Origin of the sequence: Micromonospora sp. C97 (assembly GCF_018070385.1) — a bacterium.
In the GTDB taxonomy this organism is placed as follows: domain Bacteria; phylum Actinomycetota; class Actinomycetes; order Mycobacteriales; family Micromonosporaceae; genus Micromonospora; species Micromonospora parva.
Genome location: NZ_JAGPXU010000024.1, coordinates 35,902 through 49,810 on the forward strand (window position 1 = coordinate 35,902; position 13,909 = coordinate 49,810).

13 protein-coding genes and 1 riboswitch are annotated in these 13,909 nt (G+C 73.7%); of the genes, 2 read left to right on the forward strand and 11 right to left on the reverse strand.

Going from position 1 to position 13,909, the window contains the following annotated elements:
- Positions 1 to 17: 17 nt before the first annotated feature.
- The 7 genes from ribH to rpe all read right to left on the reverse strand — a co-directional run bounded on the left by ribH (position 18) and on the right by rpe (position 6,228).
- Positions 18 to 518 carry a 6,7-dimethyl-8-ribityllumazine synthase gene (gene ribH / locus KBX26_RS24895; protein ID WP_030335701.1) on the reverse strand — a complete coding sequence of 167 codons (501 nt, stop codon included), beginning with the start codon at positions 516 to 518 and terminating at the stop codon, positions 18 to 20.
- 2 nt (positions 519 to 520) lie between these two features.
- Entirely contained in the window at positions 521 to 1,786 is a 1,266-nt protein-coding gene (locus tag KBX26_RS24900) for a bifunctional 3,4-dihydroxy-2-butanone-4-phosphate synthase/GTP cyclohydrolase II (protein WP_030335699.1), read from the reverse strand.
- Entirely contained in the window at positions 1,783 to 2,466 is a 684-nt protein-coding gene (gene pnuC / locus KBX26_RS24905) for a nicotinamide riboside transporter PnuC (RefSeq protein ID WP_210859248.1), read from the reverse strand. The genes KBX26_RS24900 and pnuC overlap by 4 nt, the downstream gene beginning before the upstream one ends.
- A complete protein-coding gene (locus KBX26_RS24910; protein WP_210866541.1) occupies positions 2,466 to 3,110 on the reverse strand; it encodes a riboflavin synthase in 645 nt (214 codons plus the stop codon). Before KBX26_RS24910 ends, pnuC begins: the two co-directional genes overlap by 1 nt.
- 1 nt (position 3,111) lies before the next feature.
- On the reverse strand, positions 3,112 to 4,173 hold the full coding sequence (gene ribD, locus KBX26_RS24915) for a bifunctional diaminohydroxyphosphoribosylaminopyrimidine deaminase/5-amino-6-(5-phosphoribosylamino)uracil reductase RibD (RefSeq protein WP_030335693.1): 1,062 nt from the start codon (positions 4,171 to 4,173) through the stop codon (positions 3,112 to 3,114).
- Positions 4,174 to 4,340: 167 nt separating this feature from the next.
- A riboswitch (FMN riboswitch) is annotated at positions 4,341 to 4,511 on the reverse strand.
- A 78-nt stretch (positions 4,512 to 4,589) separates the two neighbouring features.
- Positions 4,590 to 5,546 (reverse strand): response regulator, encoded by a 957-nt coding sequence (locus KBX26_RS24920; protein WP_030335691.1) that lies wholly within the window; start codon positions 5,544 to 5,546, stop codon positions 4,590 to 4,592.
- 1 nt (position 5,547) lies between these two features.
- Positions 5,548 to 6,228, reverse strand: coding sequence for a ribulose-phosphate 3-epimerase (gene rpe / locus KBX26_RS24925; RefSeq protein ID WP_030335689.1), 681 nt, complete (start codon positions 6,226 to 6,228; stop codon positions 5,548 to 5,550).
- Between the two features lie 253 nt (positions 6,229 to 6,481).
- On the opposite strand from rpe, the gene KBX26_RS24930 reads away from it, so the two are divergent.
- Both KBX26_RS24930 and KBX26_RS24935 read left to right on the forward strand, forming a co-directional pair.
- The gene (locus KBX26_RS24930; protein ID WP_210866542.1) at positions 6,482 to 7,375 is read left to right on the forward strand and encodes a septum formation family protein; all 894 of its coding nucleotides are present in this window, start codon (positions 6,482 to 6,484) and stop codon (positions 7,373 to 7,375) included.
- An 82-nt stretch (positions 7,376 to 7,457) separates the two neighbouring features.
- Entirely contained in the window at positions 7,458 to 8,348 is an 891-nt protein-coding gene (locus tag KBX26_RS24935; RefSeq protein ID WP_030335686.1) for a septum formation family protein, read from the forward strand.
- A 50-nt stretch (positions 8,349 to 8,398) separates the two neighbouring features.
- On the opposite strand, the gene KBX26_RS24940 is transcribed toward KBX26_RS24935, so the two are convergent.
- From KBX26_RS24940 to KBX26_RS24955, 4 genes are all read right to left on the reverse strand, one after another.
- Complete coding sequence (locus KBX26_RS24940; RefSeq protein WP_247681045.1) at positions 8,399 to 9,877, reverse strand: transcription antitermination factor NusB; 1,479 nt, start codon at positions 9,875 to 9,877, stop codon at positions 8,399 to 8,401.
- Positions 9,832 to 10,758, reverse strand: a complete 927-nt coding sequence (gene fmt, locus KBX26_RS24945) for a methionyl-tRNA formyltransferase (RefSeq protein ID WP_030335684.1) — start codon at positions 10,756 to 10,758, stop codon at positions 9,832 to 9,834. The genes KBX26_RS24940 and fmt overlap by 46 nt, the downstream gene beginning before the upstream one ends.
- Positions 10,759 to 10,763: 5 nt before the next feature.
- Complete coding sequence (gene def / locus KBX26_RS24950) at positions 10,764 to 11,321, reverse strand: peptide deformylase (RefSeq protein ID WP_030335682.1); 558 nt, start codon at positions 11,319 to 11,321, stop codon at positions 10,764 to 10,766.
- Between the two features lie 111 nt (positions 11,322 to 11,432).
- Positions 11,433 to 13,898, reverse strand: coding sequence for a tetratricopeptide repeat protein (locus KBX26_RS24955; protein ID WP_210866544.1), 2,466 nt, complete (start codon positions 13,896 to 13,898; stop codon positions 11,433 to 11,435).
- Between the last annotated feature and the right edge of the window lie 11 nt (positions 13,899 to 13,909).

Genomic DNA, 13,909 nt, shown 5'->3' on the forward strand with positions numbered 1-13,909 from the left:
GCCTGCAAGGGGGTGCCTCAGCCGCCGAAGCCGACCCGCTGGGCGTTGCCCGCCGCCACGGTCCGCACGGCCAGTGCCGCGTCGAGGGCCGCGACCGTGGCGGCCCAGCCCTTGTCCTCCGCCGAACCGGGCAGGCCGGCCCGGTCGCGGGCCTGCTCGATGGTCTCCACCGTCAACACCCCGTGCGCCACCGGCTTGCCCTCGTCCAACGCCACCCGGGTCAACCCGTCGGTGACCGAGCGGCAGACGTAGTCGAAGTGGGCGGTGGCGCCACGGACCACCACGCCGAGGGCGACCACCACGTCGCAGCGGCGGGCCAGGGCCTGCGCCACCACCGGCAGCTCGACCGAGCCGGCGACCCGGGCGACCACGGAACGAGCGCCGCACGCCTCGGCGGCGGCCACCGCCCGCTCCAGCATGTGGTCGGTCAGCTCACCGTGCCAGCGGGCGGCGACGACCCCGACCGTCAGTCCTGCGGCGTCGACCGCCTCGACCCCCGGCTCACCGAAACCCGCCATCGTCATGCTCCGATCTCGTCGTTGGCGACCGGACGCCCCAGCGGCGCCTCGGACTCCTCGTCCAACTCGTCCAGCAGGTGACCCATCCGGTCCCGCTTGGTGCGCAGGTAGCGCATGTTCTCCGGGTGCGCGCCGACCGGCAGGCTCTCCCGGCCGGTGATCGTCAACCCGTACCCCTCCAGCCCGGCCCGCTTGGCCGGGTTGTTGGTCAGCAACCGCATCGACCGCACGCCCAGGTCGTAGAGGATCTGCGCGCCGGTGCCGTAGTCGCGGGCGTCGGCCGGCAGGCCCAGGTCGAGGTTGGCGTCGACGGTGTCGCGGCCCAGGTCCTGCAGCTGGTACGCCTGCAGCTTGTGCAGCAGCCCGATGCCGCGCCCCTCGTGCCCACGGACGTAGAGCACCACGCCCCGGCCTTCCTTCCCGACCCGGGCCAGCGCGGCGTCCAGCTGCGGCCCGCAGTCGCAGCGCAGCGAGCCGAACACGTCCCCGGTCAGGCACTCGGAGTGCACCCGGACCAGCACGTCCTGGCCGTCACCGAGGTCACCCAGCACCATCGCGACGTGTTCGGCCGGGTCGTGCTCGGCGCGGTAGCCGAGCGCCCGGAACACCCCGTGCCGGGTCGGCATCCGGGCGTCGGCGACCAGTTCGACCTGCTTCTCGGTACGCCGCCGGTAGGCGATCAGGTCGGCGATGGTGACCAACGTGAGGCCGTGCTCGGCGGAGAACTTCTCCAGGTCCGGCAGGCGCATCATGGTGCCGTCGTCGTTGACCAGCTCGCAGAGCACGCCGGCCGGCCGCAGCCCGGCCAACCGGGTCAGGTCGATGCCCGCCTCGGTGTGCCCCGGCCGGCGCAGCACCCCGCCCTCGCGGGCGCGCAGCGGCACCACGTGCCCGGGGCGGGCCAGGTCGGTCGGGTCGGTCGTCGCGGCGGCGAGCAGCCGGCTGGTGTGCGCGCGGTCGGCCGCCGAGATGCCGGTGCTGACCCCCTCGCGGGCGTCCACCGTCACCGTGTACGCGGTGCCGCGCCGGTCCTGGTTGGTGTGGTGCATCGGCGGCAGGTCGAGCCGGTCGGCTTCGCTCTCGGTCAGCGCCACGCAGACGTATCCGGAGGTGTAGCGCACCATGAACGCCATCAGCTCCGGCGTGGCCAGCTCGGCCGCGAAGATCAGGTCGCCCTCGTTCTCCCGGTCCGCGTCGTCGACCACCACGACCGGCCGGCCGGCCGCGATGTCTGCGACCGCCTGCTCGATATCCCCAAAACTGGTCATGCGACGGCCTCCCGGTAGATGGGCTGACGGACGGTGGCCGTGGCACGCGAGGTGCGCCACCAGGCGGCGAAGCCCCAGACGCAGAGGGCGCCGTAGATCAGGTACATGACGGCCGACGGGTAGAACCCGCCGCGCAGCAGCAGCGGCACGCCGACCGCGTCCACCGCGATCCAGAGCAGCCAGAACTCCACCCACCCGCGGGCCATGCCGTAGGTGGCCAGCAGGCTGCCGGTGAGGATCCAGGCGTCCGGCAGCGGACCCCACGAGCCCAGGGCCTTGAGCAGCGGGTACGCCGCGGCGGTGCCGACCACGGCGGCCAGCAGCAGCATCAGCCGCTCCCGTCCGGTGGCCCAGCGCGGGACGACGGCCGCCTGCCCGGCGTCGCCGCGACGGTTGCGCTGCCAGCGCCACCAGCCGTAGACGCTGACCGCGAAGAAGAACACCTGTCGGCCGGCCTGCCCGTACAGGTCGTGCGCCTGCGGGGTGGTGAACACCCCGCCGAGGAAGACGGTGAGCAGCAGCGCGTTACCGATCATGCCGACCGGCCACGCCCAGACCAGCCGGCGCAGCCCGAGCAGCGCCGAGATCAGCCCGAACGCGTTGCCGACGATCTCCCGGGCCAGCACCGGCGAACCGGCGATGTGCACCTGGGCGTCCAGTAGCCAGCTGAGCGGGCCCATCAGGCCACCCCGCCCAGGTTCGCGGCCACGCCGCGCACGTCGGCCTGGGTGAGCCGGTCGCCGAGCAGCCGTTCGACGTACTTGGCCAGCACGTCGACCTCCAGGTTGACCGGGTCGCCGACGCCCTTCGCGCCGAGCGTGGTCAGCTTCAGCGTGGTCGGGATCAGCCCGACGGCGAACTCGTCCGCGCCGACGGTGGCCACCGTCAACGAGACACCGTCGATGGTGATCGAGCCCTTCTCCACCACGTACCGGGACAGGCTGGCGGGCAGCCGGAAGCGGACCGTCTCCCACTGCTCGGCCGGCTCCCGGGAGATCAGTTCACCGACGCCGTCGACGTGGCCCTGCACCAGGTGCCCGCCGAGCCGGCTGCCGAGCGCGGCGGCCCGCTCCAGGTTGACCGGGTCGCCGGGGCGCAGCGCGCCCAGCGCGGAGCGGCGCAGCGTCTCCCCCATCACGTCGGCGGTGAAGACCCCGTCGGCCACCTCCACGACGGTCAGGCAGACACCGTTGACGGCGATCGAGTCGCCGTGCCGGGCGTCGGAGGTGACCAGTGGGCCGCGGACGCCGAGCAGCGCCGAATCGCCAGCCGTGGGCGCCACCCGGACGATCTCGCCCATTTCCTCGATAATGCCGGTGAACATCTCAGCCCTCCCTTTTGCGGGGCAAAGCGGTGATCCGGAGATCCGGACCGACCTGCGTAACGTCGACGAACTCCAGATCGATGGCCTCGGCGATGGTGGTCACTCCCGCGTCGACCAGAGCGGTCGGGCCGGCGCCGAGCAACCGCGGCGCGACGTACCCGACGATCTTGTCGACCAGGCCGGCGGCCAGGAACGCGCCGGCCAGCCGGGGGCCGCCCTCCAGCAGCACCGCGCGGACCCCGCGCTGGTGCAGCGCCGCGAGCAGCGCCGGCAGGTCGACCCGGCCGTCCGCGTCGGCGCCGACCTCCTCGGCGGTCGCGATCCACGTCCGTGCCGCGCCGTCGCGGACCCGGGCGTCAGCCGGGGTCCGCCCCGAGCTGTCCACCACCACCCGCAGCGGCTGCCGGATGGCCAGGCTGCCGTCGCGCAGGTTGCGGGCGGTCAACCGGGGGTCGTCGGCGAGCACGGTGCCCACCCCGGCGATGACCGCGTCGACGGTGCCGCGCAGCGCGTGCACGTCGATCCGGGCCGCCTCCGACGTGATCCACATGCTGGTGCCGTCCGCCGCGGCGGACCGCCCGTCGAGCGTGGCGGCGTACTTCCAGATCACGTACGGCCAGCCCCGGCGCATCGAGGTCAGCCACGCGATGTTGCCGGCCTCGGCCTCCTCGCCGCGTACCCCCAGATCGACCCGCACCCCGGCGGCGCGCAAGGTGGCGGCGCCCCCGGACGCGACCGGGTTGGGGTCGGGCACGGCGATGACCACCCGACCCACCCCGGCCTGGACGAGCGCGGAACTGCAGGGGCCGGTGCGGCCGGTGTGATCGCAGGGTTCCAGGGTGACGACAGCGGTGCCGCCCTTGGCCCGCCGGCCGGCCTGCGCCAGGGCGACGATCTCGGCGTGCGGGCCACCGGCGTACGCGTGGAAGCCCTCGCCCACGACCTCGCCGTCGGAGTCGAGCAGCACGCACCCGACCACCGGGTTGGGGCTGGTGGTGCCGAGCCCGCGCGCCGCCAACTCGATCGCACGCCGCATCGCCTCGTCAACGGAGACGCTGGCCATCGCCCTGCCCCTGCCCTCTCACTCGCCGGTCCGCGCGCGGGCGGTCAGGGAGGCGGTGGCCATGGGGCCACGGGCAGGCGGTGGCGGAATCCGGGAACGGCACAGCCGCCCCCGGAGGGCCGGCACGGCACGCTGACGCCAGCGGTCGGCTCGGACCCGTCCGTCCCGCGCGCTGTCTCCCATCCGGACTGTCTGGGCGCGGACGAACCGCCCCCAACCGTCGGCCCCGGATTTTCACCAGGTCCACCGGGCGGCAGAGCCGTCCGGGTCGCGGGCTGACCACGGTTGGACCGTGGATCACCGCCGGTTCGGAATTTCACCGAGTCCCGCCAGCGCGTGGTGGGTACACGGGAAGTCTTACACGCCGATCCGGCTCCGCCGCCACCTAGGCGAGCTACTTCACAGCGGTATCACGCTCAGGTGACGCCGCGACGCCGGTCCACCGCCACGTACGAGCCCGGTTGACTCTTGGCGACCGTCTTCATCTCCGAGGCCATCGCGATCGCCTCGAGAGGGTCGGAGAACCGCTTGCCGGCGTCGGAGAGGGAGACCCCGATGGAGAGGGTGACCAGGGCGGCCCGCCGGATGGTGCCCCGCCGGTCCTTCAACTCGACGAAGCCGCGTTCCCGGTCGGTCGGGTCGTAGAGCGTGTCGGCGGCGTTCTCAAAGTCGACCACCGCCTGGGACGTCAACGGGCGCACCTGGTCCGGGGCGCAGACGATGACGAAGTCGTCACCGCCGACGTGACCGAGGAAGGCCGGTGGCAGCCCGACGCCCACCACCGCCCGGTGCAGGCTGCGGGCCAGCGCGGAGATGAAGTCGTCGCCACGGACGAAGCCGTACCGGTCGTTGACGCTCTTGAACCGGTCGATGTCGACGTAGCCGACCGCGTAGTCCACGCCCTGTCGGACCCGGTCGCTGATCTCCCGACGGATCCGGCTGTTGCCGGGCAGCCCGGTCAGCGGGGAGACCTCCCGGAACTCCTTGTTGCGGCGCAACGTGGACGACACCCGGGCCACCAGCTCGGCGGTGTCGAACGGCTTGACCAGGTAGTCGTCCGCGCCGGCGCTGAGCCCGTGCACCTTGTCGACGGTCATCCCCTTGGCCGTCAGCATGATCACCGGCAGGGCGGAGGTCATCGGGTCGGCGCGCAGCCGCCGGGTCAGCTCCAGCCCGTCGATCCGGGGCATCATGAGGTCGACCACCGCCAGATCCGGCCGCTGGCGCTCGATGACCTCCAGGGCCTCCTGGCCGTCACCGGCGTGGATCACCTCGAAGCCGTGCAGCCGCAGGTTGAAGTCGACGAAACGAGCGATGTCCTCGTCGTCGTCCACGACGAGGATGACGTCCTTGCGGTCGGCCTCGGGCTCCACCTCAGGCCCCGGGAGCCGCGCGTTCCGCCAGTGCCCGCAGATGCCGTACCGCCTCCGCCGGATCGGCGGCCCCGTACACGGCGGTGCCGGCCACGAACGCGTCGGCGCCCGCCGCGGCCGCCTGCTCGATGGTGTCGGCGGCGATCCCGCCGTCCACCTCGATGCGCAGCTCCAGGTGCCCGGCCGACACGTGCCGCCGGGCCGTGCGCACCTTCTCCAGCAGCTGCGGAATGAACCGCTGCCCACCGAAGCCCGCCTTGATCGTCATGATCAGCAGGGTGTCGAAGCTGGGCAGCAGGTCCAGATAGGGCTCGATCGGGGTGTCCCGGTCGATGGCCAGGCCCGCCTTCGCACCGGCCGAGCGCAGGTCCTTGGCCAGCGCCACCGGGTCGTCGGAAGCCTCCGCGTGGAAGGTGACGTTGTACGCCCCGGCGTCGGCGTACCCGGGCGCCCACCGGCGCGGGTCCTCGATCATCAGGTGCACGTCGAACGGCATCGCCGTGACAGCCCGCAGGCTCTGCACCACGGGCAGCCCAATGGTCAGGTTCGGCACGAAGTGGTTGTCCATCACGTCGACGTGCAACCAGTCCGCGGCGTCCTCGACGGCACGGACCTCTTCGGCGAGGCGGGCGAAATCGGCGGCCAGGATGCTCGGCGCGACGATCGGCGGCGGTACGGTCACCGGGCCAGTGTACGAACGTGGCCACCCGCCACCGGCATCGCGGCACCAACTCCGACGCGCTGTGACCCAGCAGTGACCAGTGGTGCAGAATTGGACGCTCCGGATTCCTGAATCCGGACGAACAGACATCGGCGGCTGGCCGAACGACGGAAACGCGACGACACTCCAAGCGGGACGGTGCCGTAGGCTGCACGCCCGCCGGGGTCTCGCCGCGGGGCGCGGTGACCGGCCGCCAGCTCCCGGGAGGCAGACGATGCGACGGTGGCTTCCAGCGCTGGTGCTGGCCGGCGTCACGACGATGCTGCTGCTGACCGGCTGCACGCCGGCCCGGGGCGCGGACGGTGATCTCACCGACGACTGGCCGACGCTGCGGGTGCCCAAGCCGTTCACCCCCGCCACCGACACCTGCCTGCCGCGGATCGCCACCGTCGTGCAGGCCAACACGTACGAGACGGTGGACTGCGCGCGCAACCACCTGGCCGAGACCATCCACGTCGGCACCTTCGTCGGCCCCGACGCGCTGACCGAGACCCGACCGGAACCCGGGTCGTCGGCGCTGCGCACGGCCCGCGCCGAATGCGACCAGCGGGCCCGCGAGGTGCTCGGCGGTGACTGGCACACCGCCCGACTCGCGCTGTCCCTCGCGCTGCCGTCCGCGCCCGCCTGGGCCGGCGGCGCCCGCTGGTTCCGCTGCGACCTCAGCGAGACCGGCAGCATCGACAACACCCGCCCGGTGAACCGCACCGGCAGCCTGCGCGGGGCGTTGATCGGCGACGCGCCCCTGACGCACCGCTGCTTCGACCCGAAGCTGATCGGCGACAACCTCAACTACATGGCGCCGGTGCTCTGCACCGAGCCGCACCGCGCCGAGTTCGTCGGCGTCTACCAGGAGCGGGACATGAGTTGGGCGGAGTTCACCAAATCCGCCGAGCAGGCGCACCAGCGCTGCATGGCGTTGATCGCCGAGTACGCGGCGGTGCCCAACAACAGCGAGTTGCCGTACCGGGCCGGGTCCATCTACTACCCGCCCTCGCAGCGGGAGTGGGAGGAGGGCGACCGTGGAGTGCGCTGTTTCCTGTGGAGCGACGACCGCAAACTCACCCGCTCGATGCGCGGGGTCGGCCCCGAGGGACTGCCCGCGATCTGAGCATCGGTGCCGTATGCTGCTGCGCCGTGGCGCTACCGACCGGTTGGGTCCGGTCGGGGGCCACCGGCGGCGGGAGGTCGGGATGCGACGGTGGTTGGCGACGTTGGCCGGGGGCGGGGCGCTGGCCCTGGCGCTGGCCGGGTGCGGCGCACCCGCCGGAGTCGACAGTGACCTCACCGACGACTGGCCGGCGCCCGTCGCGGCGCAACAGTTCGTCCCCGCCGCCGACGTGTGCCACCAGAGCTCCCAGCAGGTCGGCTTCCTGACCGGCTACAACCCGACGCCGTGCACCGAGGCGCACCGGGTGGAGACCATGCACGTCGGCACCCTCACCGGCCCGGGCGCCGACGGCGGCGCACCCCCGCAGCCCGGCTCGGCCGGCATGCGGTCCGCGCAGGCCGGGTGCGACACCGCGGTCAACAAGGCGGTGGGCGCCGACTGGCGTTCCGGGCGGCTCGGCCTGACCGTCGTGCTGCCGTCGCCGCAGGCCTGGTCGGGCGGGGCCCGCTGGTACCGCTGCGACGTCACCGAGATCGCCAGCATCGACGACACCGCCGTCGACCTGCGCACCGGCAGCCTCCGGGGCGCGTTGTCCGGCGCGGCCCCGCTGGCGTACCGCTGCTTCAACCCGAAGATGGTCAAGGACGACATCGACGAGATGGTGCCGGTCTCCTGCACCGCCAAGCACCACGCCGAGTTCGTCGGCGTCTGGCAGGCCCCGGACGTCAGCTACGCCAGGTTCACCAGCGACGTCAAGCGGACCCACCGGGCCTGCCAGACGATGATCGCCAAGTACGCCAAGGTTCCGGACAACTCCCAGCTGGACTTCCGCGCCGGGACGATCTACTACCAGCCGTACGAGGAGGAGTGGCGCAACGGCAACCGGGGCGTGCAGTGCTTCCTCTGGATCTCCGACCGGAACCTGACCCGGTCGATGAAGAACGCCGGCACCAAGGGCCTCCCGGTCACCTAGGCCACACGGCGTCCGGCCGGTCGGGTGACCGGCCGGACGCGTGGGTCGGATCAGCCCCGGCGTAGGACGGCGAGGAACATCGCGTCGGTGCCGTGGCGGTGTGGCCACAGCTGCACGGTCGGCCCGTCGCCGAGACCGGGCATGCCGGCCGGCAACAGCGGCCGGGCGTCCACGAAATCCACCGGAACCCCGCTGCGGCGGGCCGCCTCGGTCACCGTCACGTGCGTCTCGACGGTGTGCGGCGAGCAGGTGACGTAGGCGACCAGGCCGCCCGGGCGGACCGCCCGCAGCGCCGCGCCGAGCAACTCCCGTTGCAGCCGGGTCAGCGGCGGCAGGTCGGACGGTTGGCGACGCCAGCGCGACTCCGGCCGACGACGCAGCGAGCCCAGCCCCGTGCACGGCGCGTCCACCAGCACCCGGTCGAAGTGCTGCTCGGGAAGCTTGGGGTCGCCGCCGACCTCACGGCCGTCCATGGTCAGCACTGCCACCGGAAGATCCCGGGTCGCCAGCGAGACCAGCCGGGCCCGGTGCTCGGCCACCTCGACAGCTGTCACCCGGGCACCCCGCTGCGCGGCCAGCGCGCCGAGCAGGCCGGCCTTGCCACCCGGGCCGGCGCACAGGTCCAGCCACCGGCCGTCCGGGCCGTCCAACGGCGCGTCGGCGAGCGCGGCGGCCACCAACTGGGAGCCCTCGTCCTGGACATGGGCACGGCCGTCGACCACCGCCGGGATGTCGCCCGGCGCGCCACCGGGCAGATAGACGGCGTACGGCGAGAAGGCGCCGGGCGCACCGCCGACCTGGTCGGCCAGCTCGATCGGGTCGATCAGGCCGGGCCGGGCGCACAGGTGCACCGGCGGGCGCTCATTGTCCTCGATCAGAAGGCGGGCCGTCTCCCCCAGGTCGCCGCCGAGCGCCTCGGAGAAGGCCCGCACGATCCACTGCGGATGGCTGTACGCCAACGCGAGGTGCCCGACCGGGTCGGTCTCCATCGGTGGGGCGAGCTTCGCCACCCAGGCGTCCGCGTCCCGGCTCGACACCTCACGCAGCACCGCGTTGGCGAAGCCGGTGGCCCCCGGTGCGACCGAGCGGACCAGGTCCACAGTGGACGAGACCGCGGCGTGCGCCGGCACCCGGGTGTGCAGGAGTTGGTACGCCCCGAGCCGCAGCGCGTCACGGACCGGCGGGTCGATCCGGGCCACGTCCCGGCCGGCCGCGTCGGTCAGGATCGCGTCCAGCGTGCCCAGGTTGCGCAGGGTGCCGTAGGTCAGCTCGGTGGCGAAGGCCGCGTCCCGACCGAACAGCCCCTCCTCGCGCAGGATGGTCGGCAGCACCAGGTTGGCGAACGCGTCGTCCCGGTGCACCGCCGCCACCGCCTCGTACGCGGCGCGACGCGGTCGGTCCAGTGGTGGCCGGGTCGGGCGGCGATCCCCGCCCCGGCCGGTCGACGGGCCGGAGCGCGTCGGGCGGGTTCCCTCCGGTGCCGTCACGCGAATTCCTCTCCAGCGCCGACCCGGACGCCGCGCGCCCAGTCGGTCGCGCCCATGGCCCGCTTGCCCGCGGCGCGGACCTCACCGAGACGCACCGGCACTGTCGCCGTGCCGACCAGCACCCGGGACTTCTCCACCAGCAACTGCCCCGGCTTCAGCTCGGGGCCGTCAGGCACCGGGGACACCGGGCCGAGCTTCACCCGCTCGTCGCGGAAGGTGGTCCAGCCGCCCGGCGCGGGCGTGCAGGCCCGGATCCGCCGGTCCACGGCGAAGGCCGGGTCGCCCCAGCGCACCCGCGCGTCATCCACTGTCAGCTTCGGTGCCAGTGACACCCCGTCGGCGGGCTGCGGCTCGGCGCGGGCGGTGCCGTCGGCGATCGCGTCGAGCACCGCCACCAGCAGCCCGGCGCCGGAGTCGGCGAGCCGCTCCAACAGGTCACCGGAGGTGTCGGCGGGGCGGATCTCGTCGGTCAGCGTGCCGTAGACCGGCCCGGTGTCCAGGCCCTCCTCCAACTGGAAGACGCTGGCCCCGGTCAGCTCGTCGCCGTGCAGCACGGCGTGCTGCACCGGCGCGGCGCCACGCCACGCGGGCAGCAGGGAGAAGTGCAGGTTGATCCAGCCGTGCCGGGGGATCTCCAGGGCCGCCGGCGGCACCAGTGCGCCGTAGGCGACCACCGGCACGCAGTCCGGCTCCAGCTCGCGCAGCCGGTCGAGGAACTCCGGGTCGCGGGGGCGGGCCGGGGTGAGCACCTCCACGCCATGCTCGTCGGCCCACGCGCCGACCGGGGAACGGGACAGACCGCGGCCACGCCCGGCGGGCGCGTCGGGCCGGGTGACCACGGCCACCAGCTCGTGCCGGGAGGCGGCGACGGCGGCCAGGGCGGGCACGGCGACGGCCGGCGTACCGGCGAAGATCACGCGCATCCGGGTCAGCGCCCCAGACCGAAGGGGTCGCTGATGTGCGGGCTGAGCTTGACCGTGGGCGGGGCCGCCGCGTCGTACCACTCGGCCTGGCGGATCGCCTTCATGGCTTCCTTGCGCCCCTCCGGGTCCAGTCGGTCCAGGAAGAGCACCCCGTCGAGGTGGTCGGTCTCGTGCTGCACGCAGCGCGCCATCAGACCGGTGCCGACGATCTGCACCGGGTCGCCGAACGAGCTGAAGCCCTTGGCGACCACGTTCTGCCGGCGCTTGGTGTCGAAGTACAGCCCGGGGATCGACAGGCAGCCCTCGGGGCCATCCTGTTCCTCCTCGTCGGGGAACTCCAGCACCGGGTTGATCAGGTGCCCGAGGACGTCGTCGACGTCGAAGGTGAACACCCGCAGGCTCACACCGAGCTGCGGCGCGGCCAGGCCGGCGCCGTTCTGCTCACGCATCGTGTCGGTGAGGTCGGCGACGAGCCGACGGAGCTCGGCGTCGAAGTCGACCACCGGATCGGCCGGCGTGCGCAGCACCGGATCCCCAAACAGACGGATGGGCTGGACGGTCACGCGGGACGGCTCCTTCTTCGGGGTGGACGAGCGGTGCCGTACCAGTCTACGGAGTGCCCGGCCGGACGCCGGGCGGCGCACCTCGATCAACCACCGCCGGTGTGCCCAGCGTCACCGGGCGGCCCGGTCGAGCAGGTCACGCACCCGCTCGGCGTCCGGGTGGCCGAGGTCGTCGAGGATGCCCAGGGCCCGCCGCCAGGTGCGCGCGGCACCGGCCGCGTCCCCCACCGCCTGGCGGCTCTCGCCGAGCCGGGACAGGGTGTCCGCCTCGTCGTAGCGGTCGCTGACCCGCCGGTACAGCCCGAGCGCCCGCTGGAAGCAGCGGATCGCGGCCCGGTGTTCACCGAGCCGGGCGTGGATGAAGCCGAGGCTGTCCCAGGTGTTCGCCTCACCGTGCCGGTCGCCTGTCGTCCGCAGCAGCGCCAACGCCTCCCGGCAGTGGCTGAGCGCCGGCGGGTACCGACCGAGCTGGGCGTACGCCCACCCGCCCGCGTTGCGGGCGCTGGCCTCCCCGGCGACGTGGCCGGCGCTGCGGTACAGCGCCAGGGCGCGCTCGCTCTGCTCCAGCGACTCGGCGTGCCGGCCGAGCCCGTCGAGCATCGCGCCGAAGGCCCGGTGGGTGCGCGCCTGCCCGGTGTGGTCACCCAGCTCGGCGAAGATCGTCAGGGCCTGGCGGTAGTTCCTCGCCGCCTCGTTGACCCGACCCAGCCGGGACAGCACCCGGGCGAGGTCGCGGTGGGCGTTCGCCTGCCCGGGTCGGTCGCCGCTGCGCTGCGCCCCGGCCAGGGCGTTGCGCTGGGCCACGGCCAGGTCCGGCCACCGCCCCCGACGTTGCAGGAAGTCCACGAGTGTCCAGGCCAGCTGCCAGGCGTGGCCGTCGAACCCGGTCCGCCTCGCGTGGGCGACCGCCGCCAGCAACACCGGGTACTCGGCGGTGAACCAGGCGAGCGCCGAAGCGAGGTCGCTGATCTCCTCGGGCACCACGCCCGGTGCCGCGGCGGCGAGGGTGACCGGATCGCGGCCCGGTTGCAGCAGCAGGGCCGCCGCGTGCGCGGTGTGCAGGTAGTGGTCCAGCCCACGCCGGATCGCGGCCCGCCGGGCCGGCGCCGGTTCGAGCCGTTCGACCTGCTCGGCCGCGTACGCCCGGAGCAGGTCGTGCGCGCCGAACCGGCCGGGGGCGTGCTCGGTGACGAGGTGGGCGTGGGCCAGCTCCGCCAGCAGTCGGGGCGCCTGGGCCCGGGGCAGTCCGGCCAGGCTGGCCGCCGCCGCGAACCCGATGTCCGGTCCGGGGTGGCAGCCGATGAGCCGGAACAGCCGCGCCGCCGCCGGGGTGAGGCTCCGGTACGACCAGGAGAAGACGGCCTGCACGTCGGTGCCGGCGTCCCCACCGTCGAACGAGTCGAGTGGTCGCGGCGCCGCCCGCAGCTCGGCGGCGAGCACGGCCAGTGGGAACTCCGGCTTCTCCGCGCCTCTCGCGGCGAGCACCGCCAGCGCCAGCGGCAGCCGGGCGCACCGTTCGATGATCTCGTCCACCGCCTGTGGCTCGGCCGCCAACCGGTCCGCGCCGAGCCGCCGCGCCAACAGTTGCCAGGCCTCGGCGGTGCTGAGCAGGTCGACGCCGATCGGCCGGGCACCGTCGGCGGCGATCAGGCCGGCGAGCCGGTTGCGACTGGTGACCAGGACCAGGCAGCTCGGGCTGCCGACCAGCAGGGGCCGGACCTGGTCGGCGTCGCGGGCGTTGTCCAGCAGCACCAGCATCCGGCGGCCCGCGAGCAGGCTGCGGTAGAGGCCCACCTGCGCGGGCAGGTGGGTGGGGATGCGCTCGGGCGGCACCTCGAGCGCCTCCAGGAAGCCCCGAACCACCTCGACGGCCGTCACCACCGTCCCGGTCGAGTCGAACCCGCGCAGGTCGACGTAGAGCTGACCGTCCGGGAAGCGATCGGCGACCCGGTGCGCCCAGTTGACGGCGAGGGTCGTCTTGCCGACCCCGGCGGTGCCGGACAACGTCAGGACGGTGACCGGGGCCACGGCGTCGTCGCCGCCCGCCACGGTCCCGGCGCACTCGGCATCGAGCCGCGCGAGTTGGGTCGCGCGTCCGACGAACCCGGGCAGTGCCGGGGGCAGTTGACGGGGCACCGGGAACCGGGGGGACGTCGTTGCGGTACGCGGGCCGCCGGCCCTGGCCCGGACGACCGACCGGCCGGTGGCGGCGTGCTCCCGGTTCGGGCGTCGGCGGCACTCCTCGACCCGGTCCCGCGCGGTGGCCAGCACGCCCTGCTCGGCGGGGGTCGCCCCGAGCAGTCGGATGAGGACGTCGAACCGCTCCGGCGGCGGCAGGATGTTGCCGGCGAAGTACTCCCCGATGATCCCGCGTGACCAGCCGGTCTTCGCTGCCAACTGCCGGTACGTCAGCAGCGTCTCGCCCTGCTGCCGCGCCTCGCGCCGACGCAGCTGGCGCAGCACCCCGGCCAACTCCGGCAGGGTCTGCGCCTCGGCGGCGGCCCGGGCCAGCTCGAACGCCAGCGGCGACCCATGTGACGTGTGATGAGCACCGGAAGGTACCCACTGGTCAGACATGCGGCCCCCAC

Bases quoted from the DNA above. Each gene is read 5' to 3' on its own strand.
- ribH (WP_030335701.1), bottom strand. From the start codon at position 518: ATGGCGGGTTTCGGTGAGCCGGGGGTCGAGGCGGTCGACGCCGCAGGA.
- ribD (WP_030335693.1), bottom strand. From the start codon at position 4,173: ATGGCCAGCGTCTCCGTTGACGAGGCGATGCGGCGTGCGATCGAGTTG.
- fmt (WP_030335684.1), bottom strand. From the start codon at position 10,758: ATGCGCGTGATCTTCGCCGGTACGCCGGCCGTCGCCGTGCCCGCCCTG.
- KBX26_RS24955 (WP_210866544.1), bottom strand. From the start codon at position 13,898: ATGTCTGACCAGTGGGTACCTTCCGGTGCTCATCACACGTCACATGGG.
- pnuC (WP_210859248.1), bottom strand. From the start codon at position 2,466: ATGGGCCCGCTCAGCTGGCTACTGGACGCCCAGGTGCACATCGCCGGT.
- KBX26_RS24910 (WP_210866541.1), bottom strand. From the start codon at position 3,110: ATGTTCACCGGCATTATCGAGGAAATGGGCGAGATCGTCCGGGTGGCG.
- KBX26_RS24900 (WP_030335699.1), bottom strand. From the start codon at position 1,786: ATGACCAGTTTTGGGGATATCGAGCAGGCGGTCGCAGACATCGCGGCC.
- KBX26_RS24930 (WP_210866542.1), top strand. From the start codon at position 6,482: ATGCGACGGTGGCTTCCAGCGCTGGTGCTGGCCGGCGTCACGACGATG.
- KBX26_RS24935 (WP_030335686.1), top strand. From the start codon at position 7,458: ATGCGACGGTGGTTGGCGACGTTGGCCGGGGGCGGGGCGCTGGCCCTG.